The following is a 25,374-nucleotide window of genomic DNA, read 5'->3' as shown; positions in this document are numbered from 1 at the left end:
GGAATTCATATTTAATTTCTATTTCTGTACATAATATCGTAAGAAAGAAGGTAGTACTGTGAAAACAACAGAAAATTTTACTGACAGGGCCGATATATATGCAAAATATCGCCCTAGTTATCCTAATGAATATATTGATTACTTGCTTTCAGCTAACCAACTGAAAGGGAATCGGATTGTGGCTGATATTGGTTCAGGTACGGGGATATTTAGCCACCAGCTGCTTGAAAGTGGTTTACATGTTATTGGAGTTGAACCAAATGATGATATGAGGAAGATCGCTGAGCAATCGTTAAAACTATATTCTCGTTTTCAATCCATAAAAGCAACTGCTGAACATACCACTTTAAAAGAAAATAGTGTAGATTTAGTAACTGTTGCCCAAGCATTTCATTGGTTTAATAAAGAGGCTTTCAAAATCGAATGCCAACGAATTTTAAAACAAAAAGCAAATGTTGCTCTTGTTTGGAATAGTAGAGATTTAACTAGTCCACTTATTAAAGAGAACGCAGAAATTTGCCAGAAAACCTGTCCAAACTTTAAAGGATTTAGCGGTGGAATAGATGAAACTCCAGAAGTATTTAATAGCTTTTTTAAGGATGGAAAGTATGAGTTTAAAGAATATCAAAATGATTTACTTTTTGATTATGGAGGGTTTTTGGGAAGGAATTTATCAGCATCTTATGCTCCGAAAGAAAATGACGAACAGTATAAAAATTTTATTTTTCTCCTATCAGAGCTATTCGAAAAACACAGTAAAAATGGAAAAATTATTCTCCCGAATTTAACGCGAAGTTATCTAGGCAATGTATAAACAGCCTGATACAAAGAGACTTTGATCGAAATTAAAACAAGCCTAGCCCCTTCCCACATGTACAACGGGGTTAGGCTTGTTTTGTATTTTACCACATCAAATTCAAATGACTTTCGTACAATAAAGTAGAATCTATTAGAAAACACCTTAAAATGAGGAGGAACTCAATGGCGCGTTGTACGTATTGTAAAACGAAATGGAAAGTAAAAGACGTATGGTCGATACTCTTGGCATTTGAAAAAGATTGTCCGTATTGTTTTGGGAGGCAATATCTATCAAAGAAAACAGTGAACGCTATGCCAGAACTTATAAGCTTACCTTTACACTTCTTGTTCCCTTTTCTTGTTGATTTGAGTGATGAAGGTCCTTTGGATTGGTATCGGAAATAATATAACCTCTACATCCAAAGACTACTTTCTACTAAATTCGCTTCTCATCATTATCCCTTCATACATTACTCTCATAATCGCTTATACTTTCCCTCTTGAAGATCCCGTAGCTCAGCAGAAAGGGCGTCCCCTGGACAAGGTTTATCAATTATGACTTTAATAAACGATGATATATGTATAAGCATTAGGTTCCAATCAAATATTAATTGAAACTCAACACTGCTTGTATTCTGTAATTCAGAATACAAGCAGTGTTTTTTATTATGCACTTTTGCATACAGTATGATTTTCTCTTGTAAATAGATAATAATGGTATATAATAAAATCAATGTTTTACCAATAAAAGGTAATAAAAAGTAGTGGGATAAGCAATTAACCAAAACGTATTAACAGATTTGTTCTATGTAAATCATGATACATATATGGAATCAAAACTATGAAATTTTATGTAGAGATTAGATTACTACAAGATGAAAGATTCATAGCGAATGCACTCGAGGAAAAAAGTGTTCGATTAGATTAACGTTATAAAACTACTTAATGTGATATCTATGGAACGAATTGAAAATATACTTAGGGGGAATTTTAAGTGAAAGCATTTGGTAAAGTATTATTAACAGGAGCTTTAGCTTTAGGCGGTTTAACAGCTATGAACATTGATACACCGAAGGCAAATGCTGACGGAGCAAGCGAGTTCTGTCGTTATATTTGTGGTCCTAGCGAAACGTTGAATGGTGTTACAGTTCAAGTACACGCTACAGAATATAGCTTCGGTCAAAACGTAATTGCAAGAATTACAAATGAACGAGCTGAAGATATTCATTACAATGTCAGCATCGAGAAAAAATATGGCGATAACTGGGGAGAATATGATACTTTCTTCCATTGGCAAAATCAATGGGTTCCAGCTGGAAGTAATGATGAAATTTCTACTTTCACAGGATATGGCGAAAACATTTCAGACAATGGAACATATCGCTATAAAGTTGAAGTTGTAAGTGCTGACGGTTCTGTAGATACAATTTACACAGCAGGAATGACAGTTACAGGACGATAACTCATGAACGAGCCCCATTATTTATGATTGTATTTTTGAAAATATCATTGATAATCGCGGTGATATTATTATTAAAATAAGCTCTTCGGGGCTTATTTTTTATATACAAATTGGAATTATAGTATTCGGAAAATTAAATCTTTACACTATTAAAGTTTGTTGCTATTATAGAAATACATCAAATGTTACAATATTCAACAGATTATACAAATCCTTCAATTACACGAATGAAATGAAAACACATTGCTGATGGTAACATTTATAGTTGGGATCCCGTAGCTCAGCAGGGAGAGCGCCACCTTGACAGGGTGGAGGTCGTGAGTTCGAACCTCTCCGGGGTCATATCCTTTTGTATCAACTGTTGATAATTTCATATTTTGAGCAAAACTAACGGTGAGTACCGCTCAAGTTTTGATTGAAACCCTCCTTTAACTCTAAATGAGACTGAAGGAGGTTTTTTTATGTCTTTAACATATTTCACCGAAAAAGAAATCGTAAAAAAACGACAACCCCACAAACGAAAAACTAGCAAAATTTCAAAAGAAAATTCTGTTGAGCGTGTATTTGAAAGATTTGTTGATAGCAAAGTAAAACAGAATTTACGCCCCAAATCATTGAATCAATTCCTTCTTATGTTTAACAGCATTAAAACATTTCATGAAACACAAAATGCTCAAACCTTTTATATGACCGACATTACAACAAACTTCATTTCCGACTGGGTTTACTGGTTAAAAAATGAATATGTACGCTTTGATGGTCATGCTTACGTGCCTGAAAGTGCTCAAACTGTTGGATTAGCGGATGAAACGATTTCCAGTAGGATTAAACGTTTGAAAACATTTATAAATTGGTGTTTACGCCAAGAAATTATCAGCAAAAATCCATTCAATAAATTCGAGGGATTTCGTAAAGATAACACACAAATTGATATTCTCTCAGTTGATGAATTAAACAACTTATTGAAAGTGGCGAAATCGTATTCTAATAAGAGTTTCAAACATTTTCGTGATTGCGTATTGTTACACCTTCTCGTTGATGGCATGTTTCGTATTACCGAAGCATTGTTGTTATCGCCATCAGATATTGACCATACAAATCGAGCGGTAATTATTCAATCCACTAATGCCAAATCACGCAAAACCCGTACTGTACCATTATCAAATAAAACATATCGTTTGCTAATACAATTGCTCGAAGAAAATGAAGCGTTTGAGGATGATGTTGATGATTTAATTTTTCTATCATTAAGCGGTCGTATGCTAAGTAAAAACAATGTATTACGTGATATGCGAAAATACGCTATTGAAGCCAAAATTAAAAAGCGATTCTATTTACATTTGATACGTCATTCAGCCGCCACTCATTATCTATCATCTTCTGGTGACGTTGAATCATTGCGGAAAATCCTTGGACATGCTGACTTACGAACAGTGCTCATCTATAGCCATTTAGCGGATACTACCGTGCAAGAAAAACATGCTACTCATGGATTCTTTGGAAGTGAAAATGTAATCAATCGTAAACGTAATAATAGAAGGAAATAAAAATAAAACCGTCTACTCCCCCACCGACCAAAGTTTGGGATTAAACGGTTCAGCACAAATCCGAGAAGGACTTGCTTATTTAATTGTAGCAAAGTTTCTTCTCCATGAAAAGGAGAATGAGCCATGTTGTTAAATGGTAAACCAGAAGAATTAACACGTTATTCGAAATTAAAATATGATGCAAAATTATTCATTCAGAAAGCACACGAACTATGGGAATACAGTGATTTACAGATACGATGTGTGTATTTAATATCCGACTTAGCGAAAAAGGGAAGTGGGGTGTTCAGCATTGCATACAGTACATTTCAAAAGATGTTTGCTCAACGCTTTGATATGAAAATATCGTTATCGACTGTTCGACGTTTCTTCGCTTTAATGGAGAAAATCGGTCTATTATCAATCAACGAAGCGAAACGTAAAAACGAGCAACAATCTGCTAACGTGTATATCGTGGAGCAACAATGCGATGAACCACAACAAGAACAACCTGTAGAGCACCCTTGTGAACATCAAAATACTGTTTCTAAAGAAACAGAAAACGATAAACATAATACATTAAATAATACTGTTAACAATGATGTAATACACAATGAATATGTATTCGCACGTAAAAATGGCATCAGTAAGAAAATGTTCTCCAAGGTGGTTGATGAAGTTAAAAGTAAAAAGGGGATTAGTAATATAGGAGCATATATCCGTGGAGCAATTAATAACATAATCAATCGCATATCGTTCCGTAATGGAACACGAACATATGAGAATCCTATGAGTCAATTCTTTTATGATTGGTTGAATGATAACGGACACGAAACGGTATAGAGTTCGACAACTTATTAACTTGTGCTCAAATACTGTCCGTTTGCTGTCCGTGGTATATACAAAAAATCTCACGTACCAACCGTCCGATACGTGAGAAAAATGAAATTTAGATATTTTAAATTTTAAATTTGGAATTTGAAAAATATTGGGTTTGTAAGAGAATGTGAAAAATGAGCGTGTTTTCACCTGCCTTTCATAATACTATTATATTGTAAATTAGTATTTTGTAAGACGTGGCTAAAAAGAAAATGTGGGGAAATTTCTTGGTAAAACAGTGATTTTATTAGAAAAAAACAAGGGCGCCCATGACTAAAGTGTAAGCATTTGGATGAACCAGTACACATGCTAATTGTGTTCCATTTACACTTGCTCCTAAGCCTATAACATAAATTGAAACACTTAATAATTTACCTACTGTTCCTGGTGGTAAATTATCATATGTGACAAGGTCGTTTCTTACTTGTTCAACAAGCGGGCCAGATTGTTGAAGAATCCTGTATAATAGAATCAGGTAGTTTTTCCTCAACTAAAAAATAGAAATTTAAAGAGGAGATAAGTCTGAAATAAATCTGAAATAAATCATCATAGTGTCTTATGCTTTGAGTGAAGCGAAAGGAATGGTTATAAAAATGTATAATGAAACAGCCAAAAATATTAGAGAAAGTTTAACGGCTGATTGTACGAAATGCTTTGGACTTTGTTGCACAGCGCTTAATATTGTAGCATCGAGTGATTTTCCAATTAACAAGCCAGCAGGTACACCTTGTGTTAATTTACAATCTGATTATGGTTGTCAAATTCACAGTAACCTACGAGAGAAAGGTTTTAAGGGCTGTACAGTGTTTGATTGTTTAGGTGCTGGACAAGTCGTTTCTCAAGTTACTTTTAAAGGTCAAAGTTGGCGAGATAATCCTGAAATTGGAGATAAAATGTTCCGAGTGTTTCCGATTATGGAACAAATACATGAAATGATTGCGTACACGGCAGAAGCCTTGTCGTATGACATATCTCATGCTTTGTCTGATAAATTGAGTGTGCAGTTAAAAGAATTGCAGAACTTAACTAAATTCGATGCTGATAAATTATTACATCTCGATATAGTTATATATAGATTTCCGTTGAATAAATTGCTTTCGGAAACCAGCAAGTATATTAGAGAAAGCTTAATTGCAAAGTTACCTGACACTAAAAATGCCAAGAATTATAATCATGAAAGAGCCGACTGGATTGGCAAAAAATTAAGAGGTAAAGATTTAAAGGCGATAGATTTAAGGGGAGCATATTTGATTGCTACAGATATGAGGAATGCAGATTTAAGAGGTGTTGATTTTATTGGCGCTGATTTGCGTGATGCGGATTTAAGGGGAGCAAACTTATCTACGAGTATGTTTTTAACTCAAATGCAAATTAATTCAGCTAAAGGTGATGTAAAGACAATATTACCTTCTCATATACAACGACCCTCTCATTGGATTAACTGATTTTGTCCATAATTTGTGTATTGAAGGAGATTTTTGAAGATTATCTCTGTTCAATTGATACGGAATCCCTTATTCAATTAAAGGGCGATACATATTAGACATGATTAATATGTATCGCCCTTTATTTTTTATGACTTTTTACAATTTAGGTCTTGATAACTGATGGAAGTCCCATAAAATAAAAAGGAACTTGCTAGTTCATGGATAACAAGTCCTGCTCAGTATCTGTTTCATTTGTTGTTTCCGTTTTTTCGGAAGGTGTAGGAGTATCCGAACCGAATACTTCCGTTTTACCAGTGTTAATGTTTAGATATGGTGCACCAGGTACTAATGCGAGGATGTCTTCAGCAATTGGTGGCAAGTCCAAAATTTTGCGACCGTCGTTAATTGTGAATACTCCACCTTTCATACCAGTGATGACCATTTCAACTTGTTCTTTTTTTGTTGTTCTTAACAATTCACTTGTATCAAAGCGGAAAAAGTATCCTTCTTCTTTTTCTGATTCAAGTAGTAACGCTTTATCGAGTGCTGATTCGATAGAAGCAATGAATGGTGATAATGTAGTTGTTAAAAACGCTCGATTGTTCTGTTCTAAGCTTTGATATTGGCTACTTTCAGTTGAAATCATCCCATATGGAACGTTGAAGATTTTACATATATCAATAGCAAAAGAATTTCGCATATCTTGTGTTGTTGGCTTCGGCTGAGAAAGCTCTTGATATTTAATACCTGCTGGTAATAAAACAGTTTTAAACGCATTTTTAACTCCACCGTAAAGTTTCTGCCAAGCAGATTTTAACGAATTTTGTTGGTCCTCATTTAGGAAAACACCATTCTCGGTATATAAAAGACCAATTGGTAATGCTCCAGTTTCAAAATAATTCGTCATATACTCCATTTCAGCAAGTGCTAATTTGAAAATGTCTTGCCCGTGTTTGATAACGCCTTTGCCAGTTAAACCATCTGTGGATTCTCGTGTGGCTATTACGAAATCATACGGTTTATATTTCAATTCTTTTGTTGTTCCTAAAGAATCATTTTGGGAAACGGTTAAAATAATATCCGCCCCAATGATTTCATGACCATATTTAACACGATGCGTTACATTAACAGATGTTGCATTAACAGGATGCAAGGCTAAAACTGTATTTCCTGCTTCCACAATACGTGTGTATGAACGTCCATAAAGGAGCAAATCCTTCGCCATATGACGCTTCAAATTGATTCCTTGTGTAAAATCATTTGGCTCATGATTTAGCAAATGAACACGATTATCGTGTACTTTTTCAATTTCGCCATCAGAATTTTCTTTGTATAAATACACTGGCAAATATGCGATTGTTTCTGTAATTGTATCCACGCATTTTTTTGCGGTTGGAATTTTCATAAGCTTATCTTCCGTAACTTCCTCTGTGCCGAACAAATTCCCAAATGCGTCTGCACGTGGAATGGCATTTAAATTATCATTATCACTTCTTTTTTCGAACCATGTTCCGAATATTCCCATATAAAACCTCTCCTTGTATAAAGTCAAAAATCCGCTCGCCATGAACGGATTCGGTAATTTAATATCATTATTGAACCCACGGAGAAAAGAGAGTAACCCATGGGTTCTAAACGGTATTAAAGCTTTTACGAAAAGAAAAGTAGTGTCAAATGCACCATATATCACATCACTGGCAAGGTTTGAGGAAAATGATATGATATATGCTACATTCGACATTACATATAATAATAATTTCGTGTTGTTGTTAATTTTGTTAAAGGCAAGTCATGTTCCGAAAGTGTGTCATTCAGCTTATCAGTTGCTTGTTTCGGTTTCATGCCTGCATTCTTGTATTCTTGAATTTTGTTACGGTTGTATACGATAAGCAATTCTTTTGGATAGTCCAATTGTTTTAACAGTTCTAACGTTAAATTCATAAATTCCACCTTTCCAATCGTCTTTGAAAAAGACGTGTTCATAGTATATATACGCTAAACGGTAGGTGGGAAAGGTCTTTTTTGCAAAAATGCCGTTTAAAATGTAATTATTTTTTGGAGTGGCTGCAATGGGAAATCCAATTTGTTTTTGTTACCTAACTCAAGGTTGCATGATTTACAACAAGTGACCAGATTGCTTTCTTCGAATGCTAGTTCAGGGAAGTCACGCCAAGATTTGATATGATGCACTTGTAACTTTTGATGTATCGTTTCATCTGTTCTGCCGAACTTGATTACACATCGTTGGCATGTATAATTATCACGGTTTAAAATGTACTTACGTAATTTTTGAAACCGTCTTGTACCACTGATATGTTTTTTACTGGCCTCACTCTTATTTGGTTTGTTACAAAGACATTGCTCGTTAATTGGAACAATGTCTCCGCAAACACCACAGAGTTTGTTATTCATATTAAAACACTACCACGTCAAAATTTGGTTTGAATCTGTTGAACTGAATATAAAACATGATGCCTTTGTATGCGTTAAATGTTGCGAACAGTGAATCAACCTTGTTTTTAACTTTGGAGTTTTTCTTGATATACGACTTACCTTGTCGGAACTCGAGCTCTCCATTAATGAATGCCGATACAAGCAATTTATTTGGAGCATAAAATACGTTTCCGTCATAAATTTCCTTTTGCAATGTATCAATAACAGGACTTAGTTCTCTGGAATTTTGTTTTACCACCGTTGCATTGACTTCCATTTCGATATTTTCATTGATGTATCTCACCAATTCAAAACTATGTGCCACGTCATACATGATGGTTGCCAAGCTAATATTGTAGTCAGTTATGATTTTGTGAATATCTTTACCGATACCAACGAAATCTACTGATTCTTCTCCTAGGGGTTTACACCAACCTTTTTTACTGTATTGGTCATACGGAATCCTCTCTCTTTCAATTTTTTCTGTTTCCATATTTTTTGCATAATACACCATATTTTTGATGTATACTTTTTGGTGTTTAACATCGTACCATGCGAATGTGATTGAAGAATTGTCACGAGATGGTGCTAAGTCGATACCGATAAATACTTGTTTTTTATTACGCCACCATTCCCAATCCTCGATGTCTACCATTTTGTACTTTTTGATAGTTTCCTTATCTACAAAGAATGAACCATCGTCTATGTTTTCGGATTGCCATATGTTCAAGTTTTTCGTTTTGAACAAGTGAATGTCTTTAGGAAGCGTTTTTGTTGCATAATCTTCATGAAGTTTTTCACTTAGCGATGGAACGTCATTGAATAAAGGATTTGCTTCAGGCCACACGGTAGGGTCTTGCCAACGTCGTGCTTTTTTACCGTCTAATATGATTTCTTGGAATGGTTCATCAATCAAATATGCCATACCGAACATTTGCGGTTTTTTCGTGTTACCAGACATGGTATTTTCAATCATATCGTCAACAACTGATTTCCAATAGTTGTAATCATTTGCGATTGGGTAACTTGTACTGATTTTTAAAATTAATGGTGATTTAGGTCCGAACATACCAGTTTCCAAACTTGATACCATTTTATAAATTTCTGAATCCGCCCCTAACTCATCGACGCTTGCCATATACACCATGGTTCCATCTGATTTAGACGCATCACCTGACAGTGGTATGATTTTGCAATTTTTTGGAATGAACTCCAAATACGTTTTCTTGATGTTGAACAGTGGCAATATATCAGGCGATGCTTTTATAATTGCTACAAGTTCATCAAAAATGATTCCTGCTTGTTGTTTTGTATTTGAACCTATGTAATGTGTTTGGTTGTCCTCGTCAAGGAAGAATCCTAAGATGTGGAAAATACAAGCAATTACAGATTTAGAATTTTTACGTGCAACAGTGAATATAACTTCACGATGTTTTCTGATTGTAGGATATTTTTTATGTACCCAACAGAAAGCATTTTGAATTAAGAACCATTGTGATAATGCTAGATTTTCAAACATAGGCTCATTCGATTTAGCTCCTCGAGCAAAGTTTAAACAGTCAATAACTGCGTTAATTGTTTTTTCAATTGTTGTGTTCCACATGTACTTTTAATTATCTTGATGTTGCAATGTATCAAATTCATGAATGAAGTTCTCGCATTGTTTCCGTACCTGAGAAGGAGCCACGACTTCACCATTTACCACTTGCATTGCATATTCATAAGATTTGTTCATTGTAGTTCCTCCTTATTTATTTAAAATGTGCATTAATTTTTCTTGCTTCGGATTAATCGTTTGTTGGTTCGTTTCATTCATTGCATCGAGTTTTCTTTCCTCAATTGCAATCTTTGTCATTTCATTCGAGAGCTGTAATTTATCCTTCAAATGAATGGACAGTACCGACATATACTGCATAACTTGTTTGTTGTAATCGGATATGTTCTTTTTCAAGTCACGATATTCTTCAGACAGTATGTGATGATGTTGTTGTTCCTCCATGTTTTTGCTTATTTCATTTAACGCATATGCCAATAAAGTTAATGTGTCAGATTCATCTACAGTGAGATGGACGTAACGCTTTTTTAATGAGTTGAACATTTTTTTTGCTGCATCAGATAACGGAAGTGTGATTTTCGGTTTCGTCTTCTTTTTTACTAATTCCGCTTCATTTTCTTCACGTAGTTCACGGTCTTCTTTTTTCATTTTCCGTGTCATTTGATGTACTGATTTAGTTGCACCCATGTACATTCTCCTTTCATAAAAAAACACCAACTTGGGCAAAGAAACCCAAAGCTGGTGCATGTTTGAACGATATTTTGATGTCAGAAATGACGTGTTTTTGATATAAAATTCAAAAATTCTGAAATGTGGGGACGGAAATTTTTTACCAAAACCTCTACCTCGTCCTTTCGTCCTTCATTTCTACAAGAAACCACCTATACAGGGGGTATATACAATTACTATATACTAATAATTAAATTGAATATTTATATTCAATTCCTATTTCTTCCTATTTAAATAATCTGCTAGAATCATAAGAATAAATGAATGAAGAGACGCATTTATATTATCTGCTTCATTTTGTAGTTCATCTTTCATCCACCGTCTTGGACGCATATTAAATGGTACAATATCTTGCGGTGATTCTACTTTTCCTTCTGTTGCTAACTGTTCCATGAACAATCCTCCCTCGTTTAATATTCCGAACATATATAGTATGTATATAGTATTGATATGATACTGATTTAGTACCTATATAGTATATATATATAGTATATACACTCACGAAAGAGGAATAAGTGTATCCCACGAAATTATTTCAACCTTTCCTGTAATGACTGCAACTCCTGTTTGCGTCTCATTAATATAGAAATGTGTGTGTCGATTAACTGTTGTTGGTCGGATAGTAACTGTTGCATATCATCATTACCTTTGCCCAATGGTATCAATTCATTTTCCAATTCTTCATAAGTTAAAGCTCTAACACGCTTTTCACTTCTTGATAATAACGGTAAATCGGTTTGCAAGTAATCATGTACACTGCTTATATCAACACCAGCATCTGCAAATTGTCGCATTAACGTATGTTTCTTCAGTTCACGATAATGTATTTTGAATGTGTGTTTATTGGAGTATTCAATTGCGTTTTGCATGTAATAAACACCGTTACAATTTTCCCACAGTGCATACAATTCATCATCAGTCGATAGATGATTGTCGATGTCTACATATGTTAACGTTTTAATCGAATTGTCTTTACAAACGATATTTTTGATTGTGCTGAATACCATTTGATGAAATGTTTGTACGAAATCATCCTCGCATAAAGTCATCCTCGGATTTAATAATAACTGCGGATATTTCGCTAGAGTTCCCAAAACTTCAAACATATCTCTAACTGGATTAAACTCTGCTCTCGCTTGTTTTGTAAAAGTTGTTTCAAATCCAAAATGTGGTTCGCCAAATCCGTGCCAAATGTTATTTTCATTATTTTTCATTGTAATTTCTCCTTTGATTTTCATAATTTGTTACGGACAGTAAACGGACGTAAGTCAATCAACTTATTAATATGGCATAAATTATTGTCCGTCTCGTGTCCGATGTGATTTATACTTTTTCAATCGTCCAGATTGTTGTTTTTTCCTTATCAATCGTTTTACGTGTTTTGTTAACCACGAAACCATGTTCTTCGATAAATTTGTTGATATTTGTAAAGCTTGCTAATCTGTCACTTTTCTTTGATGCACCATAGTAATAACTGATTTGCGTTTCAAATTCTCGCTTTGTTTCATTCATAAGTTGCACACCTTCGAGAGATTCCAAATACGGTTGTAATTCATCTGCTACACGATTGGTAAATTCTTGGTTCTTGTTATCGTAACTACTCGACCATTCAATTTTAGATGGACGGTCGAACAGTTCTCGCACGAGAATTTGATAGTTACGTACAATGTCTTTTTTCTTAACAATTTCCCAATTGCCTGTTATATCTTTTTCTTCCACATGATTCTCTATCAGTAATGGAATGATGTACTTTCGTTGGAATATGAGTAATCCCACATAATGCTCATTCTGTAGGTAATGACGATTCAATTTTAATTTTGCAATTCTTTCATACATTTCCTCGTCTTCATATCTTGCCAAGAACATTTTGTACACTTTCTCCAATGTTATCTCTTCCAATTTTTCATCGGTGTATGATGCCTGATTTATTTCAAATTCCTTTATGGTGGAACCTCGGAACATATCAAACATTTCATCATGATAATTGTTGTACTTAATGCAAATATCGATTGAATCGTTTAACTTTTTGTACATTTTGCTTAAAATCGACTTGCTTTCTGTCGTGAACCATACTGTTAATTTGTCGTCCTCGTCATCTACGTCAAAGCGCTTGCGACCTACCATCTGTTGTATTTGTATATGGTCGAATTGATTCAAAAGGATGATATGTTTCAAGTCCTTGTCCTTTAAATCAATGCCATTATCAATCGCTTTATTTGCAAGGGCTCCTTGAGTTTTAAAACGCTTGTCCTGTACCAGTAATCCGATTTTCCCTTGCATCTCTTCATCTTTCAGACCACGGAATATACCATCACGTGGTTGAATCCACATAGAATGATAGTATTCTACGTTATATCCTTCTTCTTTTAATTCTTCACATAAATTTGCCATCATTCCACGTGCTTTCATATCTTCTACAAATACCAACCATTTTTCATCTTCAGGAATGTCTTTCAAGATTTCCTTTAATGGTTTGTTGGAACAAATAAAATTCATCCTGTGTTCCCATCCTAATTCTTTTCGGTAATCCAAGAATGGACTCGGTTTAATGTTTCTAAATTTGAAGTGCTCAAGAATCAATTGTGGTGTTGCGGTAAACAGAATGACAGGCTTTATCTTCGCTACTTCAATAAGTTTTGTCATGATTAATACCGTAGTAAGATTCCAAGCATCTGAAATAAAATAATGCGATTCATCACATATAATAACGTCCGCTTCGTCGATTGCCATGATTGTATCTTTAGTTGTTGATACCTTTTGATAACTGCTTACATCAACGCTTTTGGAATCGTATGCTTCGATTTGCTTACAAAGCTGTATTACATCGTCCTCGGTTTTAATTCTTACTGCTGTCCGATTAGATAGTAATAATGAATTTGCACTCGCATGATTATGATACTTACCATGACCGAAACCATATTTTTTATTTTCAAACATAGGTTTGATTAATTGGTTGATGATGAATGTTGATTTGCCTGTTCCTGTGGGTGATGCGATTAGGCTGAACCCTGGTTGTAAAATATCTTCCACATTTTCTTTAGTGATAACGTCTGTAATGTAATTTCTTTTCATTTCAAATATCCTTTCTGTGTATGGGACATCAAACGGCAAGTAATCGAGCACTTATATACTAGTTGTCGAACTCTTGGGCGTTTAATGTCCGTGTTGTTTAAAATTTTTTCGATTCGTTTTTACATAACACCGCTATTATATTGAGAAGTTTTGCGATGTAAACTTAGCCACGAAAATTTTTTCGATTCTTATTTAAGAATAATTCTAAATGTATTATAATATATAAAATGGAATAAATTAGGAGGGTGGTTAAAAAATGAAAAGACAAAATGTTCACTCTGCAATTGGCGCACTTACGACACTGTTTTATGTACATCAAGATACATACTTAGGGATTGCAACTATGGAACATTACGTAGAACTAGGACTGTTAAATGATACGAGATTACTAGCGGAAATTCTTGAAGAAACACAGAGTTGTGATTTATTGCGTGTAATAAAATTGTTCGACTCGTTGGCTGCTGAACGAATTGAGGACATCTTGAGAGGTGTTAAATCTTAAGGTAATTTGAAATTACCTTAAATCCCAAGGTCATTTGAGATGACCTTCAACATCGTTACTGGCGATGTTAGATTTCAACTGCAACAAAGTGTCGCAAATACAAAATTCCAACTCGGACAAATTGTCGGAGTTGGTTTTACCAATGAGAGGGGAAATACAAATGAAGAGAAAAGAACCTGTGAAGGTTGTATACAAATATTCGTTGTTTCAATATCTTGTGAAAAATGATTGCCAGTTCCTATACTCCACACGTAATCGAATTAAACCAGAATGGCAATGTTACATGTTCCTACATGATGAAAGGTTAGACCAAGCTTTAGACAAATATCCGAATGAAAGATATATTCATGGCGAAAAAAACAGTAGATTTTGAACGAATAAAAACGATATTGTTGTTCGTTTCGGTCATAATAATGATGCTAATGTTCGCTATGACCGTGTGGGGCGACGTATTTCATAAGGACGATGAAACTATACGGATTGAACAGGAACGTGAGGAACATCGACTACAACGTTTAGAAATGATAAAGGATATAAAATGAAAAGATGTAAATATGGTTATTTACATCTTTTTTCTTGCAGAAAATTGTCACCGTTTGTAAAATGATGGATAGACAAGGGGGACATATGATGACAACATTCATGCCAACATTTATCACAATAATCTCAGGTGTTTTTGTATTTATAATAGGCAGGTTTATTGAAAAGCTTTTTATTGACCCAATGAAAGAACATAAAACGGTTATTGCTGAAATTTATGATGGGTTAATTTATCGTACAAATATAATTGTTAATCCATTAGAACTCACTGAAAATTCGAATAAAGATTTACAAAAAATCTATCAAGATACATCCAATGAATTGAGGAGGATGTCTACAAAATTAAGAGCCGCTACATTTAATTTACAAGGAGCATATTGGTTTTATCGTTTAGTATTCAGAGCCCCAAAGAAAAAGGACATTATGGTGGTGTGTAGCTCTTTAATTGGATTATCTAACTGTATAGGTACAAAAGATGTTGACCTAAATATTGCATTTCAACAGACAATCCTGAAAAAGTTAAAATTAAATAAATTTGAAGATAAAGCTTTTAAAAAAGCACCGTAACAATAATACGGTGTTTTTTATTTTTATGTATGTTATCGTTCGTATATTATTTTGGATTTACGCTTTGATTTTTCGCTTATATTTATATACCACGCCTTATGTGTATTACTCCACAATTTAATTTCTAAAAACGATTGCCAATCAAATTCGTAAATGGCTCTCAGCTTCATATTATCATTGAAGAGCACGACAATTGCATATTCAAATTTCTTTTCTTCGGGCAAATTGGAATTTGGCGGGTTCAATCCTTTAAATACTCCCGTAGCACTTCCACTTGATGTTTTTATACTATATCGCTCATTGGTATCACTAATAGCGTCGATGTCCTTAGCGCCAATTTCGACAAAACGTAAATTGGGTAATGAAGGTGTGTTGTTATAATAGTCAATCGCCACAGTTTCGCCAATATCACCAACAAAGTTTTTTGTCCTTATATCTTTTTTATCCTTAAAAGCTTTCATTAAACGGCTGTAATGTTCCAATCTTTCAGCGAAAGTCATACATTCATAATTTACCTTAGATAACATACATATCACCCCTAACACAATATATCTAATTATTACCATATTTTATAAAAAAAGTCATTCGTTTTCTTGTAATATAAAGAAAGTCGACTTTAAAAAATATTTAAAAATTCCGTCATTTATCCTTACAAATTGCTAAATATCAATATAATAGTATAGTGATTAAAACAAAAAAGGGAGAACGGAATAATGAAAAATAAAACATATGAATATTTTAAGGACATGACAAAATGGTATTACGAAAAACAATTGGAACACTATGAAGTAATCATTTGGTTATTACAATCGGAAGGTATTAAATATCGTTTTGTGTATGATGATGTAACGTCACCAGTAATTCTTATGGACGAAGATGATTTCTTTGGGTGGAACAACACTTTAACTTTGCGTGCAACTGCTGATTCCTTCACGTTGCGATTAGGGAAATATACCGAGGAAGGCGAAAAGATTGAAGTTGTAAAAGTTGCTGAAAGTAAAACCCCTCGATTAATTGTTGATTGTATCAAGTCATTACATTTTGCACATCACTTGGGATTAAAATTAAATTAACCTATAAATATACCACTGACTTATTGGAGTTGGTGGTTTTCTTTTTGTTCACAAGTTCATCGCAATTTACGACATGAAAATAAAAAGTTCATTTCGCTACCTTACAAAACTGAACCAATCAATATAATAGTCGTGTAATGAAAAACAAAAACGAAATGGAGATATTTAAAATGACAATTTTATATTTAACAAACGAAAAAACAGTGGAAGAAGTAGTAGAAAATTTTGCGGGAATGTTAATTCAACATTTAGATGAGAATGCTGAAAAATTTGAGCCATCATTTTTAATTGACGGTGATGCAATCATAGTAAATTACTTAACTGCTGAAGGTTTGGTATTTGATTTAATCGCATTTGACCCAGAAATTCATGTTACAAAAGAAGGGTATCTTTATGTGAATTTCAAACCAGTATACGATAAAGGATTTCAACAATATATTGATTCGGTGGCGGAAGTATTCAACACACCTGATTTCTAAAATACAAGACCGCTGACTCTATGAGTTGGCGGTCTTATGTTCAACTAAAGAAGGCATTGAACCATACATTCCATGCCCTCCAAACAATTAATCATCCGCTATTTAATCAACGGCTCTGGCAACCTTTCGAAATTACTATATAAATGTTCAATTTTTAACGGAGCATTTATACCATGTTCTCGAAGAATAAAATACGTTACCATCTGCTTAATTAATTCTTCATAAAACACCAAAGATTCCGTATCTATTTTTTCAAATGGTGTACCATGTGTAAGATGATTCCGCATATTTACTATGTTACCCACAAGTTTATCCAACTTTACTCCTTTCATTAACAGTTCAAGTTGCCCTGCAAATGAAGAATTTTGAATTAGCTGAAGTAAAAGTACTTTAAAGCTTTTCGTATTACTAAATTTAAATGCTTCTATCAAACTGGCTTTATAATTTTCATCTAAATCCATACTTTCAATTAATTCTTTGTAAACTTTCCCTTTTGCACGTCGTTCTGCATCTTTGTATATTTTAGTATCTACATTATCTCTTGAAATTATTTCTAAGCATCGAGCATAAATCAGGTATTGTTCTTCTACTAGCTGTTTAGACCTTAAGATACCAACATAATTAAACCAAATATCAAAATGCGCTAGAGTTAACGGTCTAACAAAAATATTAAAAAATTCTTCATCGGTCATTTTTTTACTTATCCAATAATTCATTTGACCTAATCTTACGTCATTAATTGGATTTTGCCCCCGCTGATAAATTTCATATGTGCGTACCTTTTCACGGCTTGCAACATAATGAGTATATGAAACATATTTATCTATAAAGAAAGAAAATATAGCAGATATTTTGAAGTATATTTCATCAACCAACTCTAGGTCCATCTCAGTATTACTTTTTAATTGAACTATCAGATATTTTTCCGAAAGTTCAGTATGTTTACTGAACTGACTACTTCTCCCTTCATAAACTGATAAATCAATTTGTTGTCCTTTATATTCTAAACTCGAATTATACTTAAACTCTTTTCCTACAAACCAAACATTTACTTTCGGAAATATAGCAGCTATAGTATTAAATTTCAATTCATCATATCTTTTAAAATTATCTTCAACGTAAATATATATATTATAACGTATCAGATTATCATTCTGTGTATTAACTAATTTGCATTTAAAGCAACTTATTACTTTTCCATTATGTAATGTACAATTAAATGTTTTCACAGAATCCCAATCTAACAACTCATCTCGATTCTTCAATGGTTCAACTAAAAACTCTAAATATTTTTCTGTTTCATCAAAATTTAAATATCCAATAAATCTTTCATCTTTATATGTTATTTCTACAACTTGACGAACTGGTTTCAATAAGCTTCCTCCCCATCAAATTTAACTTATTTTTATTCAATTATATCACTTCAAACATTGTTGTTAAAATTTCTTGTAGAGTATCAATCAAATATGTATAATTGTGTTAATAGAGTTATCGGAAAAGTTGAGTTATCAACAATTATACATATAATAATACCCTATATTCACTGTCAAACCTTGACAGGGTGGAGGTCGCTGGTTCGAGGCCAGTCGGGATCATAGGAAAAACCCCTTGATATTCAAGGGGTTTTCTTTATGTAGCAAATAAATGATTATTATTAAAACTAAATTCCCCCCCTACTTCTTGTCTTCATTTTGGAGAAAGACATAAATTATATCAATCATCGCTCTGCGTTGTTCGCCAGAACTCGATTCTTTACTCTCTTTTGGGATCTTTTTAAAGTTCTCTTTGAAAAATAGCTTAATACAATAATTTATATATAAAAATTATCGTAACAACAAAAAACTACATAGATTAACTATGTAGTCTTTTTAAATATGAATAAACCAATCCTATTTTTGCCCTAACTTGATTGCCTTTTTGATATTACTAAATGCACCTTTACCATATATTAATACGCCACCGCGGTAAACACGACTCGTTAAACCAATCATTATACATATTGTTGCGATTAGAATCCCTAATGCTAGCGCAATCTCCCATACTGGGATATTAAGGAATCCAATTCGTACAAGCATAACTATAGGAGTAAAGAAAGGTACATAACTAGTAATGGTAACAACCATGCTACTTGGATTTGACATTCCATAAATTGCGATATACAAAGCAGCAAGTAACATAAACATCAGCGGCATAACAGCTTGAGAAGATTCCTCTATACGCGTAATGATAGAGCCAAATAGACAAGATAATGAGCCATATAATAAGAATCCTAATGTGAAGAATAGAATCCCATAAAACACTAGAGTTGGAGCAACAGAATTTAAATCAATACTATTTAAAATATCATTTTTCGAATCATTAATTGCTGTTTTATATCCAACAGTTGCGACCAAGCCCCAAATTATGATTTGCGTAATACCAGCCGATAATGTCGAGAATAGCTTCGCATATAAATGTTTGGTAGGCGAAATACTTGAAACAACTAACTCCATAACACGAGAAGATTTCTCTGTTGCAACATCTGTCGCTAATTGTGCAGCATACATTAATATCATTACATAATTTAGCATGATAAAGACATTAATTAAAATCCCTACACCCTCAGTATGTTCTCCATCTTTAACCTTATCTGAAACCGTTTTGGTATGAATTTCTACTGGCGTTGTTAACACCTTTAATTCATCTTGCGATAGATTCAATTGCTGGGCGAAGTTAGAAGATTGTATTTGAGATAAAATCGTTTGAACCTTGCTAACATCTTGCTGATTTACATCCGTCTCAGTTATATACGTAGCCTTTAATTGTTTATTATTCAATTCCTCTACAACGATTGCATATGTATAATCACCATTTTTAACACCTGATTCTGCTTTTTGTTTATCCGTGCTACGTTTAACTTGTATCTTACTATCGACATTTTTAAACACTTGATGAATGGTTGAATATAATTCTTCTTTTTCTGTAACAACAACAACTTGATCGTCCTCGTTACCTGCAAACAAGTTATAAATCTTGTCAAAATTCATCAATCCTATAATTAACATAGAAACTATTATTGTAATAGCAAAATATGATTTTGATTTCACTTTAGATTTATAGTTTTGTAAAAAAATTGTCCAGAAACTACTCATTTTGTGCACCTACTTTCGCAATAAAGATATCATTTAATGTAGGCTCTTCTACTGCAAACTTTTTAACATACCCTAATTTTGTTATCTCTTTAAATAAAACATGTGACACTTCTTCATATGAAATTTTAAGAGTAACTGCATTTTTACGTTTCTTCATACTTTCTACACCTTTTATTTCTTTCAAATGGTCAAAGTCATGATCGCCAACGATTACAACGTTCTTTTTACCAAAATCACTTTTAATTTTGGCAATGTCACCCTGAACAACAGGTACACCTTTGTGCATAATACAAATGTGTTGGCATAACTCTTCCACATGTTCCATACGATGTGAACTAAAAAGAATTGACGCCCCTTGTTTTTGCATATCAAGAACAGCGTCTTTTAACATTTCAACATTTACTGGGTCTAAACCACTAAATGGTTCATCTAAAATTAAGAGTTCAGGCTTATGTATAATCGCTGTTATCAGCTGGATTTTTTGCTGATTCCCTTTAGAAAGTTCTCCTACCTTTTTGTTCAGATGCTCAGTAATATTAAAACGCTCCAGCCAATAGTGAAGTTCTTTTTCTGCATCTTTACTTTTCATGTTCTTTAGTTTTGCAAAAAAGTTAACTTGTTCTTTGACAGTCATTTTCGCATAAAGACCACGTTCTTCTGGTAAATACCCAATTTTATCTGTAACACCATAATTTATAGGTTTACCATTCCATGAAATGGTCCCACTTGATTTCGATAAAAGTCCAAGTATCATTCGAAATGTAGTCGTTTTACCTGCTCCATTCCCGCCCAAGAATCCAAATATTTCACCTTTTGGTATCTCGATATTCAAATTATTCACTGCAACATGCTCGTCAAATTTCTTTGTTAAATCTTTAATTAGTAAACTCATTATCCACACCCTTAATTCCCAAGATGATTTATTTATACAATTGTATATCCATAGTCAACCACAATATTTTGCCCTCTAATGGCATCGCTTTTATCAGACATTAAAAATAAAATGACATCTGTTACATCTGAAATTTCAACAAATTTTCTATATGGAATTTTTTTCAATAACTTATTTCCTTCAAAGGACTTCAAATAACTTTCGTTATTATTGTTTATGCTATAGGACAGTGAATTGTATACCACTGTAATGATTAATTTTTTATCTTTCAAAAATTAATTATTACCAACAAATGTTATATTTCGCATTATAAGGTTAGCATAAGATTTAAAATATTTAATATGCAATTTTACATATTTTAAAACTCTCAATTATTTACATAGCGTTGACCATCTTTATTTAAAGCGGCCCCCCACATTCACAAAATTCACTTAAAACAAGAATTTGTTTATCCATACTTTTTCTTTAATTTTTCATGGAAGAACTGAAATTAATTAGTACCCCTGTTAAACACCTAAATCTGATACTTAAACTAACTAATCTTCCTCTAATAAATTGTTGTCTTATTTAACTTCACAATTAATAGTATTCAGCAGACATAGTCACAACATCTTCGCACACCTCCTCATTAAAACTGAAGGAAAACTAATTAAAATCTGGTCCAGAAATTTTACCTTTCTACGCTATAGGATCCGCATAAGAAAACATAGAATACAGTACCTCCTCTGTTACAACTAGCTTGATGTATTAAATCAAAGAATCATAATATAAAATTTATAGAATTAATACCGTGAGTTCAAACCTCTCCAGGTTCATAAAAAAGAGACACCATATCAACCTTTTACGTGATATGGTGTCTCTTTTTTATCTCATTCAATTACTTCCCACCAAACATCTTCTCCAAAGACTTCGCATTGGCAAACAATACTTCTTTCAAGTTATCGTCAGCAACGATTTTATAGTCGCCATCTTTGTCTTTCTTTAAGTTCAATGTAACTTCGCGAGTTGCCATTGCTGCATCTTTATCTGCTAAGTTTTTGACGATAGTTGAGGTCATTGTTTTTTCGATAGCTTTTTCAGATTGTTCTTTGTCTTCACTAAAGGCACTAGCGAACGCCATTGGCATAACTTCTCCCACTGCTTTTGTTACAGCAACGGATAGATCAGCAGATGTAATTTTTACTTTCACTTCTGCTTTGTCATCCTTTTTCGATACTTCTTCTAGCTTTTCAAATTTAAAGTTCTTTGTAATTGCACTTAGCATTGCTTTTGCCTCAGCATCATCTGTTTTTTCATTTAGTTTATTAAATTCTTTGTCACTCTCAACAAATGTACGAGCCTTTTCTACATCACCTTTTTGTATCGCTGTTAAAAATTCTTCTGTAGTATCTTTCGGATTTGCACACCCTGCTAAAACACCTGCTGTTAATCCTACTACCATCATTAATAGCAATAATCTCTTTATCTTTTGCACGCTCATTCTCCTCTTATCTTTTCTAGTAAGTCAGCATCATACAATATTATGAAACTGACATTACAAACATTTTTTAGTATAGCATTTATATGATTCGTTTTCTATTAATTCCCAAAAGATAAAGGGCCTTGCAGCATTCCTACAAGGTCCCTCTTCTATCAATCTGTATCCGTAGCACAAATGAACCATATTTTCTGTTCCCTACTATCTAACACCATCCAAGTAACATCCCACGCAACATCGTAAAACCAATCTGTCCAAGGGCGATAGCTTTCGAACACTTTAATATCTTCGTATCGATCTTGGAACATATATTGACATACATTGACTGCTAATTGTTTTGCGATAACTGGTCGTTCCTTAAACCCTTCATATGCTCCGCCCCACAAAATTTGCGCAGCAATGCTACCATCAAGCATAACTGCCAGCTGCTCTTTAAAACGAAACTTATATTTGTCTGATGTATGTATTTTTAACTCTTCTAAGTTATTGATTATATCTAAAGAGTTGAAGATTCTTCTAAAGAAGTGCTCATGTCCATCTTTCGAATGTGGTATTTCTTTAAAAAAATTTTCGTTATGCACTTTAAAACAGCTTATTATTGCTCCACCAATTAAGTTTTGTTCCTTAAACGTGTTTATAAGTTGCTCAACAGATGAGTTATTCGTGTCTATTTTTTCAAACGTTCCCTCTTTCCATTTCATAACGCCCACTACTCTCTATTAAAAATTTGTTTCTTCATTATAAATAGCAAAATAAAAACCAGCAACTTTAAGGTTGCTGGCTTAGCTCTTATTCATATTCGAAAAAACAATAACAACTGCTCCAAACAAATAATGCCCTACTACCATCCACATACTCCAATCAAAAATCATAAACAATAACCAAAGTGATATATTCATAGCAGCAAATAATAAATATAAAATCTCTCTTTTGTATCGCTCCTCTATTCATCAAAATGTAAACAGCACCGATAGGAGGAAAAAGACAAATATTTTTCTTAACACCCACGGATACGAAATTACTGTCTGCATATGAATCTCCTTTTCATCATAATACTTGCTTCAAAATCGGCCTCACTACCCTATATTTATCACTATAAGCTTCCTTTATGATTAAAGGCGGGTAATCACTTTTTTCTTCCTCAATCATTGTGAATACTTCTGTTTTCTCTTGTAATGTATTAGATTCTTTATTTTTAGTAGGGTTTTTACTTGTTTTAATTTTCTTTGTTACTTCGCCAAGTTTTTGCCCAACTTCTTCTATTTTGGCAGATTCATTCGTAACATAGTATTCTTGTTCGTCCCATACTAACATAGGTGACACTTGTTCTCGTTTGTTACATATTATATAAGTAGTACTAGCTACAAGTAGTAGACAAGTTAATAAATAGAAGATAGTTTTTTTATTCATATACTACACTCCTTATCTATCATTTCATTGGATTATATAATACAAGTCATTTATAGTAAATGGATTTAGTGGTAATTTTTAGGTTGAAAAATAAAGAAAAAACCTTACCGAAGTAAGGTTCCATTTTTTAATTTTATAGTGACCGACTTATTAAAACAATCATTACAATAATCGCAATAAACATAACAACTAAACAGCCGATCATTTTATAAAATCCTCGTTTCGTTAACGTCCCGCCTTGAACGTCTTTACGAATAAATAAGAATACAGCTAAAAATAATACAAGCCCAATGCCAAAAGCATACATCATTTGCATATATTAATCTTCCTTTCTCTCTTCCATCTTAATATCTTTTTGCCAAAACAACAAATGAGATAAAGACGGTACTCATTGTAAGTGCCATAAGTATATTCAATAATTCAGTAGCAGATAGTGTAAGTATTTTTAAGTTTAAGCCGATAGAGAAAAGAAGATAATATGCTGTTAATGCAAAAAAGGTTACAAACATTCCTTTATAACGAATAAGTTTCATTCGCTCGTCTTTTTCTTTAAATTGCGGGTGTAAGTAGCTTAGACAGAAACTCATAATCATCATTCCAAGCAATGGATACGTTATAGCTGGTGGTGCAGAATGCGTCATTATACCTGTTAATATCATAAATCCACTCATAAATAGAAAAATAACACCCATAATTACAAAGTACTTTTGTGAATAATTCATCCCTATTCCCCCTCTTCTTTTCCTTCATAAATAAATACATGTTCTATCGTTGTCTGAAATGTTTTCGCTATTTCAAATGCTAGCGGAAGTGATGGATCGTATTTCCCTTTTTCAATTGAGATAATGGTTTGTCTGGAAACCCCGAGTTTCTCAGCCAGTTTTTCTTGAGATAGTCCAAATTTCTTTCGGTATTCGACCATTTTATTTTCCAAGGAAATTTCTCCCTCCTCCCATATATCGAGTATATATGTAAAGTAAACTTTACGTCAAGGTTCCTTTACATTCATTCTAATCATTTTTCACTCTATTTATATAGAAGAAACTTGTTCGATTTCAGCACGTCTATTTTGTAATAAAACATGGAACACTGTATGTAATCGTTACTATATTTCCTCCTCACCTTTTTTTAAATTTAATATCTTCATATTTGTTTTATCCTTTTAAAATATTTCATTCTCTTCTTTATTAGATGAAATGTGTTATTGGTTTTACGGTGTTTTTTGGCATATTTATAGAAACTAACGGGTTATGAACCATTTTTTATGTTTAACAACTTTTTTTGTAGAAATCCTTCATTTTCCTTTCGATAGTTAACACTATCGAAATAAAGTTTACGCTAAATTCATAATTTTTTATTTTTTATACTATATTCCGTTATATTGTTGTATAATATCTATGAAAGCGCTTATTATTTCAATAT

At 33.2% G+C, this 25,374-nt stretch carries 32 protein-coding genes, 1 tRNA gene and 1 pseudogene; 13 read left to right on the top strand and 21 right to left on the bottom strand.

Annotated features, from left to right (window positions below; all coding sequences use genetic code 11):
- The first annotated feature begins 58 nt into the window (after positions 1 to 58).
- From ACUXVC_RS06500 to ACUXVC_RS06470, 7 genes are all read left to right on the top strand, one after another.
- A complete protein-coding gene (locus tag ACUXVC_RS06500; protein WP_446025987.1) occupies positions 59 to 814 on the top strand; it encodes a class I SAM-dependent methyltransferase in 756 nt (251 codons plus the stop codon).
- Positions 815 to 981: 167 nt separating this feature from the next.
- Positions 982 to 1,203, top strand: coding sequence for a hypothetical protein (locus ACUXVC_RS06495; RefSeq protein ID WP_000090211.1), 222 nt, complete (start codon positions 982 to 984; stop codon positions 1,201 to 1,203).
- Positions 1,204 to 1,792: 589 nt separating this feature from the next.
- Positions 1,793 to 2,260 (top strand): hypothetical protein, encoded by a 468-nt coding sequence (locus ACUXVC_RS06490; protein WP_069355251.1) that lies wholly within the window; start codon positions 1,793 to 1,795, stop codon positions 2,258 to 2,260.
- A gap of 269 nt (positions 2,261 to 2,529) precedes the next feature.
- Positions 2,530 to 2,602 (top strand) — tRNA-Val (locus ACUXVC_RS06485).
- Positions 2,603 to 2,721: 119 nt separating this feature from the next.
- Positions 2,722 to 3,807 carry a tyrosine-type recombinase/integrase gene (locus ACUXVC_RS06480; protein WP_446025986.1) on the top strand — a complete coding sequence of 362 codons (1,086 nt, stop codon included), beginning with the start codon at positions 2,722 to 2,724 and terminating at the stop codon, positions 3,805 to 3,807.
- A gap of 123 nt (positions 3,808 to 3,930) precedes the next feature.
- Positions 3,931 to 4,629, top strand: coding sequence for a hypothetical protein (locus ACUXVC_RS06475; protein WP_446025985.1), 699 nt, complete (start codon positions 3,931 to 3,933; stop codon positions 4,627 to 4,629).
- A 629-nt stretch (positions 4,630 to 5,258) separates the two neighbouring features.
- Positions 5,259 to 6,110: a pentapeptide repeat-containing protein gene (locus ACUXVC_RS06470; protein WP_446026150.1), complete on the top strand. Its 852-nt coding sequence runs from the start codon at positions 5,259 to 5,261 to the stop codon at positions 6,108 to 6,110.
- 193 nt (positions 6,111 to 6,303) lie between these two features.
- On the opposite strand, the gene ACUXVC_RS06465 is transcribed toward ACUXVC_RS06470, so the two are convergent.
- The 9 genes from ACUXVC_RS06465 to ACUXVC_RS06425 all read right to left on the bottom strand — a co-directional run bounded on the left by ACUXVC_RS06465 (position 6,304) and on the right by ACUXVC_RS06425 (position 13,920).
- Positions 6,304 to 7,617, bottom strand: coding sequence for a phage portal protein (locus ACUXVC_RS06465; RefSeq protein ID WP_446025984.1), 1,314 nt, complete (start codon positions 7,615 to 7,617; stop codon positions 6,304 to 6,306).
- Positions 7,618 to 7,832: 215 nt separating this feature from the next.
- A complete protein-coding gene (locus ACUXVC_RS06460; protein ID WP_446025983.1) occupies positions 7,833 to 8,033 on the bottom strand; it encodes a hypothetical protein in 201 nt (66 codons plus the stop codon).
- 96 nt (positions 8,034 to 8,129) lie between these two features.
- A complete protein-coding gene (locus ACUXVC_RS06455; RefSeq protein ID WP_446025982.1) occupies positions 8,130 to 8,504 on the bottom strand; it encodes an HNH endonuclease in 375 nt (124 codons plus the stop codon).
- Between the two features lies 1 nt (position 8,505).
- Complete coding sequence (locus ACUXVC_RS06450) at positions 8,506 to 10,128, bottom strand: terminase TerL endonuclease subunit (protein WP_446025981.1); 1,623 nt, start codon at positions 10,126 to 10,128, stop codon at positions 8,506 to 8,508.
- 6 nt (positions 10,129 to 10,134) lie between these two features.
- On the bottom strand, positions 10,135 to 10,260 hold the full coding sequence (locus ACUXVC_RS06445; RefSeq protein ID WP_446025980.1) for a hypothetical protein: 126 nt from the start codon (positions 10,258 to 10,260) through the stop codon (positions 10,135 to 10,137).
- 12 nt (positions 10,261 to 10,272) lie between these two features.
- Complete coding sequence (locus ACUXVC_RS06440) at positions 10,273 to 10,767, bottom strand: hypothetical protein (protein ID WP_446025979.1); 495 nt, start codon at positions 10,765 to 10,767, stop codon at positions 10,273 to 10,275.
- Positions 10,768 to 11,025: 258 nt separating this feature from the next.
- Complete coding sequence (locus ACUXVC_RS06435; protein ID WP_446025978.1) at positions 11,026 to 11,202, bottom strand: hypothetical protein; 177 nt, start codon at positions 11,200 to 11,202, stop codon at positions 11,026 to 11,028.
- Positions 11,203 to 11,339: 137 nt separating this feature from the next.
- Entirely contained in the window at positions 11,340 to 12,023 is a 684-nt protein-coding gene (locus ACUXVC_RS06430; RefSeq protein ID WP_446025977.1) for a hypothetical protein, read from the bottom strand.
- A gap of 109 nt (positions 12,024 to 12,132) precedes the next feature.
- On the bottom strand, positions 12,133 to 13,920 hold the full coding sequence (locus tag ACUXVC_RS06425) for a DEAD/DEAH box helicase family protein (protein ID WP_446025976.1): 1,788 nt from the start codon (positions 13,918 to 13,920) through the stop codon (positions 12,133 to 12,135).
- Between the two features lie 217 nt (positions 13,921 to 14,137).
- Here ACUXVC_RS06425 and ACUXVC_RS06420 point away from each other — a divergent pair, with 217 nt between their 5' ends.
- The 4 genes from ACUXVC_RS06420 to ACUXVC_RS06405 all read left to right on the top strand — a co-directional run bounded on the left by ACUXVC_RS06420 (position 14,138) and on the right by ACUXVC_RS06405 (position 15,490).
- Positions 14,138 to 14,383, top strand: a complete 246-nt coding sequence (locus tag ACUXVC_RS06420; protein WP_220778856.1) for a hypothetical protein — start codon at positions 14,138 to 14,140, stop codon at positions 14,381 to 14,383.
- Positions 14,384 to 14,543: 160 nt separating this feature from the next.
- Positions 14,544 to 14,756 carry a hypothetical protein gene (locus tag ACUXVC_RS06415; RefSeq protein WP_446025975.1) on the top strand — a complete coding sequence of 71 codons (213 nt, stop codon included), beginning with the start codon at positions 14,544 to 14,546 and terminating at the stop codon, positions 14,754 to 14,756.
- Complete coding sequence (locus tag ACUXVC_RS06410) at positions 14,731 to 14,925, top strand: hypothetical protein (RefSeq protein ID WP_446025974.1); 195 nt, start codon at positions 14,731 to 14,733, stop codon at positions 14,923 to 14,925. The genes ACUXVC_RS06415 and ACUXVC_RS06410 overlap by 26 nt, the downstream gene beginning before the upstream one ends.
- 88 nt (positions 14,926 to 15,013) lie before the next feature.
- A complete protein-coding gene (locus ACUXVC_RS06405; protein WP_446025973.1) occupies positions 15,014 to 15,490 on the top strand; it encodes a hypothetical protein in 477 nt (158 codons plus the stop codon).
- A 32-nt stretch (positions 15,491 to 15,522) separates the two neighbouring features.
- Here the strand turns inward: ACUXVC_RS06405 and ACUXVC_RS06400 are convergent, their stop codons facing one another.
- Positions 15,523 to 16,017, bottom strand: coding sequence for a DUF6998 domain-containing protein (locus tag ACUXVC_RS06400; RefSeq protein WP_446025972.1), 495 nt, complete (start codon positions 16,015 to 16,017; stop codon positions 15,523 to 15,525).
- 186 nt (positions 16,018 to 16,203) lie between these two features.
- On the opposite strand from ACUXVC_RS06400, the gene ACUXVC_RS06395 reads away from it, so the two are divergent.
- Both ACUXVC_RS06395 and ACUXVC_RS06390 read left to right on the top strand, forming a co-directional pair.
- The gene (locus ACUXVC_RS06395) at positions 16,204 to 16,563 is read left to right on the top strand and encodes a hypothetical protein (RefSeq protein ID WP_446025971.1); all 360 of its coding nucleotides are present in this window, start codon (positions 16,204 to 16,206) and stop codon (positions 16,561 to 16,563) included.
- A gap of 170 nt (positions 16,564 to 16,733) precedes the next feature.
- Positions 16,734 to 17,042, top strand: a complete 309-nt coding sequence (locus ACUXVC_RS06390; protein WP_446025970.1) for a hypothetical protein — start codon at positions 16,734 to 16,736, stop codon at positions 17,040 to 17,042.
- Positions 17,043 to 17,140: 98 nt separating this feature from the next.
- Here the strand turns inward: ACUXVC_RS06390 and ACUXVC_RS06385 are convergent, their stop codons facing one another.
- The 11 genes and pseudogenes from ACUXVC_RS06385 to ACUXVC_RS06335 all read right to left on the bottom strand — a co-directional run bounded on the left by ACUXVC_RS06385 (position 17,141) and on the right by ACUXVC_RS06335 (position 24,886).
- On the bottom strand, positions 17,141 to 18,415 hold the full coding sequence (locus ACUXVC_RS06385) for a HEPN domain-containing protein (RefSeq protein ID WP_446025969.1): 1,275 nt from the start codon (positions 18,413 to 18,415) through the stop codon (positions 17,141 to 17,143).
- 516 nt (positions 18,416 to 18,931) lie between these two features.
- On the bottom strand, positions 18,932 to 20,173 hold the full coding sequence (locus ACUXVC_RS06380; protein ID WP_446025968.1) for an ABC transporter permease: 1,242 nt from the start codon (positions 20,171 to 20,173) through the stop codon (positions 18,932 to 18,934).
- On the bottom strand, positions 20,166 to 21,065 hold the full coding sequence (locus ACUXVC_RS06375) for an ABC transporter ATP-binding protein (protein ID WP_095691200.1): 900 nt from the start codon (positions 21,063 to 21,065) through the stop codon (positions 20,166 to 20,168). Before ACUXVC_RS06375 ends, ACUXVC_RS06380 begins: the two co-directional genes overlap by 8 nt.
- A gap of 32 nt (positions 21,066 to 21,097) precedes the next feature.
- Entirely contained in the window at positions 21,098 to 21,232 is a 135-nt protein-coding gene (locus ACUXVC_RS06370; protein ID WP_255300913.1) for an SDR family oxidoreductase, read from the bottom strand.
- 710 nt (positions 21,233 to 21,942) lie between these two features.
- Positions 21,943 to 22,539 carry a DUF4878 domain-containing protein gene (locus ACUXVC_RS06365; protein WP_001169496.1) on the bottom strand — a complete coding sequence of 199 codons (597 nt, stop codon included), beginning with the start codon at positions 22,537 to 22,539 and terminating at the stop codon, positions 21,943 to 21,945.
- Positions 22,540 to 22,697: 158 nt separating this feature from the next.
- Positions 22,698 to 23,243, bottom strand: a complete 546-nt coding sequence (locus tag ACUXVC_RS06360) for a hypothetical protein (RefSeq protein WP_141241100.1) — start codon at positions 23,241 to 23,243, stop codon at positions 22,698 to 22,700.
- 81 nt (positions 23,244 to 23,324) lie between these two features.
- Positions 23,325 to 23,573: pseudogene (locus ACUXVC_RS06355) on the bottom strand (hypothetical protein).
- A gap of 16 nt (positions 23,574 to 23,589) precedes the next feature.
- Positions 23,590 to 23,952 (bottom strand): hypothetical protein, encoded by a 363-nt coding sequence (locus tag ACUXVC_RS06350; protein ID WP_446025967.1) that lies wholly within the window; start codon positions 23,950 to 23,952, stop codon positions 23,590 to 23,592.
- Positions 23,953 to 24,085: 133 nt separating this feature from the next.
- Positions 24,086 to 24,268, bottom strand: a complete 183-nt coding sequence (locus ACUXVC_RS06345; protein ID WP_001178303.1) for a DUF3976 domain-containing protein — start codon at positions 24,266 to 24,268, stop codon at positions 24,086 to 24,088.
- Positions 24,269 to 24,296: 28 nt separating this feature from the next.
- A complete protein-coding gene (locus ACUXVC_RS06340; protein ID WP_048564894.1) occupies positions 24,297 to 24,674 on the bottom strand; it encodes a hypothetical protein in 378 nt (125 codons plus the stop codon).
- A gap of 2 nt (positions 24,675 to 24,676) precedes the next feature.
- Positions 24,677 to 24,886 (bottom strand): helix-turn-helix transcriptional regulator, encoded by a 210-nt coding sequence (locus ACUXVC_RS06335; RefSeq protein ID WP_000428506.1) that lies wholly within the window; start codon positions 24,884 to 24,886, stop codon positions 24,677 to 24,679.
- Positions 24,887 to 25,374: the final 488 nt, after the last annotated feature.

It is taken from the genome of Bacillus sp. N6, from assembly GCF_052805735.1.
Note: the sequence above shows the minus strand (reverse complement) of the source record. Positions and strands in the feature narration are given on the sequence as shown.

Coding starts and splice junctions, on each gene's coding strand:
- ACUXVC_RS06420 (WP_220778856.1), top strand. CDS start 14,138: ATGAAAAGACAAAATGTTCACTCTGCAATTGGCGCACTTACGACACTG.
- ACUXVC_RS06390 (WP_446025970.1), top strand. CDS start 16,734: ATGACAATTTTATATTTAACAAACGAAAAAACAGTGGAAGAAGTAGTA.
- ACUXVC_RS06350 (WP_446025967.1), bottom strand. CDS start 23,952: ATGAATAAAAAAACTATCTTCTATTTATTAACTTGTCTACTACTTGTA.
- ACUXVC_RS06495 (WP_000090211.1), top strand. CDS start 982: ATGGCGCGTTGTACGTATTGTAAAACGAAATGGAAAGTAAAAGACGTA.
- ACUXVC_RS06475 (WP_446025985.1), top strand. CDS start 3,931: ATGTTGTTAAATGGTAAACCAGAAGAATTAACACGTTATTCGAAATTA.
- ACUXVC_RS06470 (WP_446026150.1), top strand. CDS start 5,259: ATGTATAATGAAACAGCCAAAAATATTAGAGAAAGTTTAACGGCTGAT.
- ACUXVC_RS06400 (WP_446025972.1), bottom strand. CDS start 16,017: ATGTTATCTAAGGTAAATTATGAATGTATGACTTTCGCTGAAAGATTG.
- ACUXVC_RS06460 (WP_446025983.1), bottom strand. CDS start 8,033: ATGAATTTAACGTTAGAACTGTTAAAACAATTGGACTATCCAAAAGAA.
- ACUXVC_RS06415 (WP_446025975.1), top strand. CDS start 14,544: ATGAAGAGAAAAGAACCTGTGAAGGTTGTATACAAATATTCGTTGTTT.
- ACUXVC_RS06395 (WP_446025971.1), top strand. CDS start 16,204: ATGAAAAATAAAACATATGAATATTTTAAGGACATGACAAAATGGTAT.
- ACUXVC_RS06430 (WP_446025977.1), bottom strand. CDS start 12,023: ATGAAAAATAATGAAAATAACATTTGGCACGGATTTGGCGAACCACAT.
- ACUXVC_RS06410 (WP_446025974.1), top strand. CDS start 14,731: ATGGCGAAAAAAACAGTAGATTTTGAACGAATAAAAACGATATTGTTG.
- ACUXVC_RS06375 (WP_095691200.1), bottom strand. CDS start 21,065: ATGAGTTTACTAATTAAAGATTTAACAAAGAAATTTGACGAGCATGTT.
- ACUXVC_RS06465 (WP_446025984.1), bottom strand. CDS start 7,617: ATGGGAATATTCGGAACATGGTTCGAAAAAAGAAGTGATAATGATAAT.
- ACUXVC_RS06405 (WP_446025973.1), top strand. CDS start 15,014: ATGACAACATTCATGCCAACATTTATCACAATAATCTCAGGTGTTTTT.
- ACUXVC_RS06380 (WP_446025968.1), bottom strand. CDS start 20,173: ATGAGTAGTTTCTGGACAATTTTTTTACAAAACTATAAATCTAAAGTG.
- ACUXVC_RS06435 (WP_446025978.1), bottom strand. CDS start 11,202: ATGGAACAGTTAGCAACAGAAGGAAAAGTAGAATCACCGCAAGATATT.
- ACUXVC_RS06445 (WP_446025980.1), bottom strand. CDS start 10,260: ATGAACAAATCTTATGAATATGCAATGCAAGTGGTAAATGGTGAAGTC.
- ACUXVC_RS06345 (WP_001178303.1), bottom strand. CDS start 24,268: ATGCAAATGATGTATGCTTTTGGCATTGGGCTTGTATTATTTTTAGCT.
- ACUXVC_RS06480 (WP_446025986.1), top strand. CDS start 2,722: ATGTCTTTAACATATTTCACCGAAAAAGAAATCGTAAAAAAACGACAA.
- ACUXVC_RS06360 (WP_141241100.1), bottom strand. CDS start 23,243: ATGAAATGGAAAGAGGGAACGTTTGAAAAAATAGACACGAATAACTCA.
- ACUXVC_RS06340 (WP_048564894.1), bottom strand. CDS start 24,674: ATGAATTATTCACAAAAGTACTTTGTAATTATGGGTGTTATTTTTCTA.
- ACUXVC_RS06440 (WP_446025979.1), bottom strand. CDS start 10,767: ATGGGTGCAACTAAATCAGTACATCAAATGACACGGAAAATGAAAAAA.
- ACUXVC_RS06455 (WP_446025982.1), bottom strand. CDS start 8,504: ATGAATAACAAACTCTGTGGTGTTTGCGGAGACATTGTTCCAATTAAC.
- ACUXVC_RS06450 (WP_446025981.1), bottom strand. CDS start 10,128: ATGTGGAACACAACAATTGAAAAAACAATTAACGCAGTTATTGACTGT.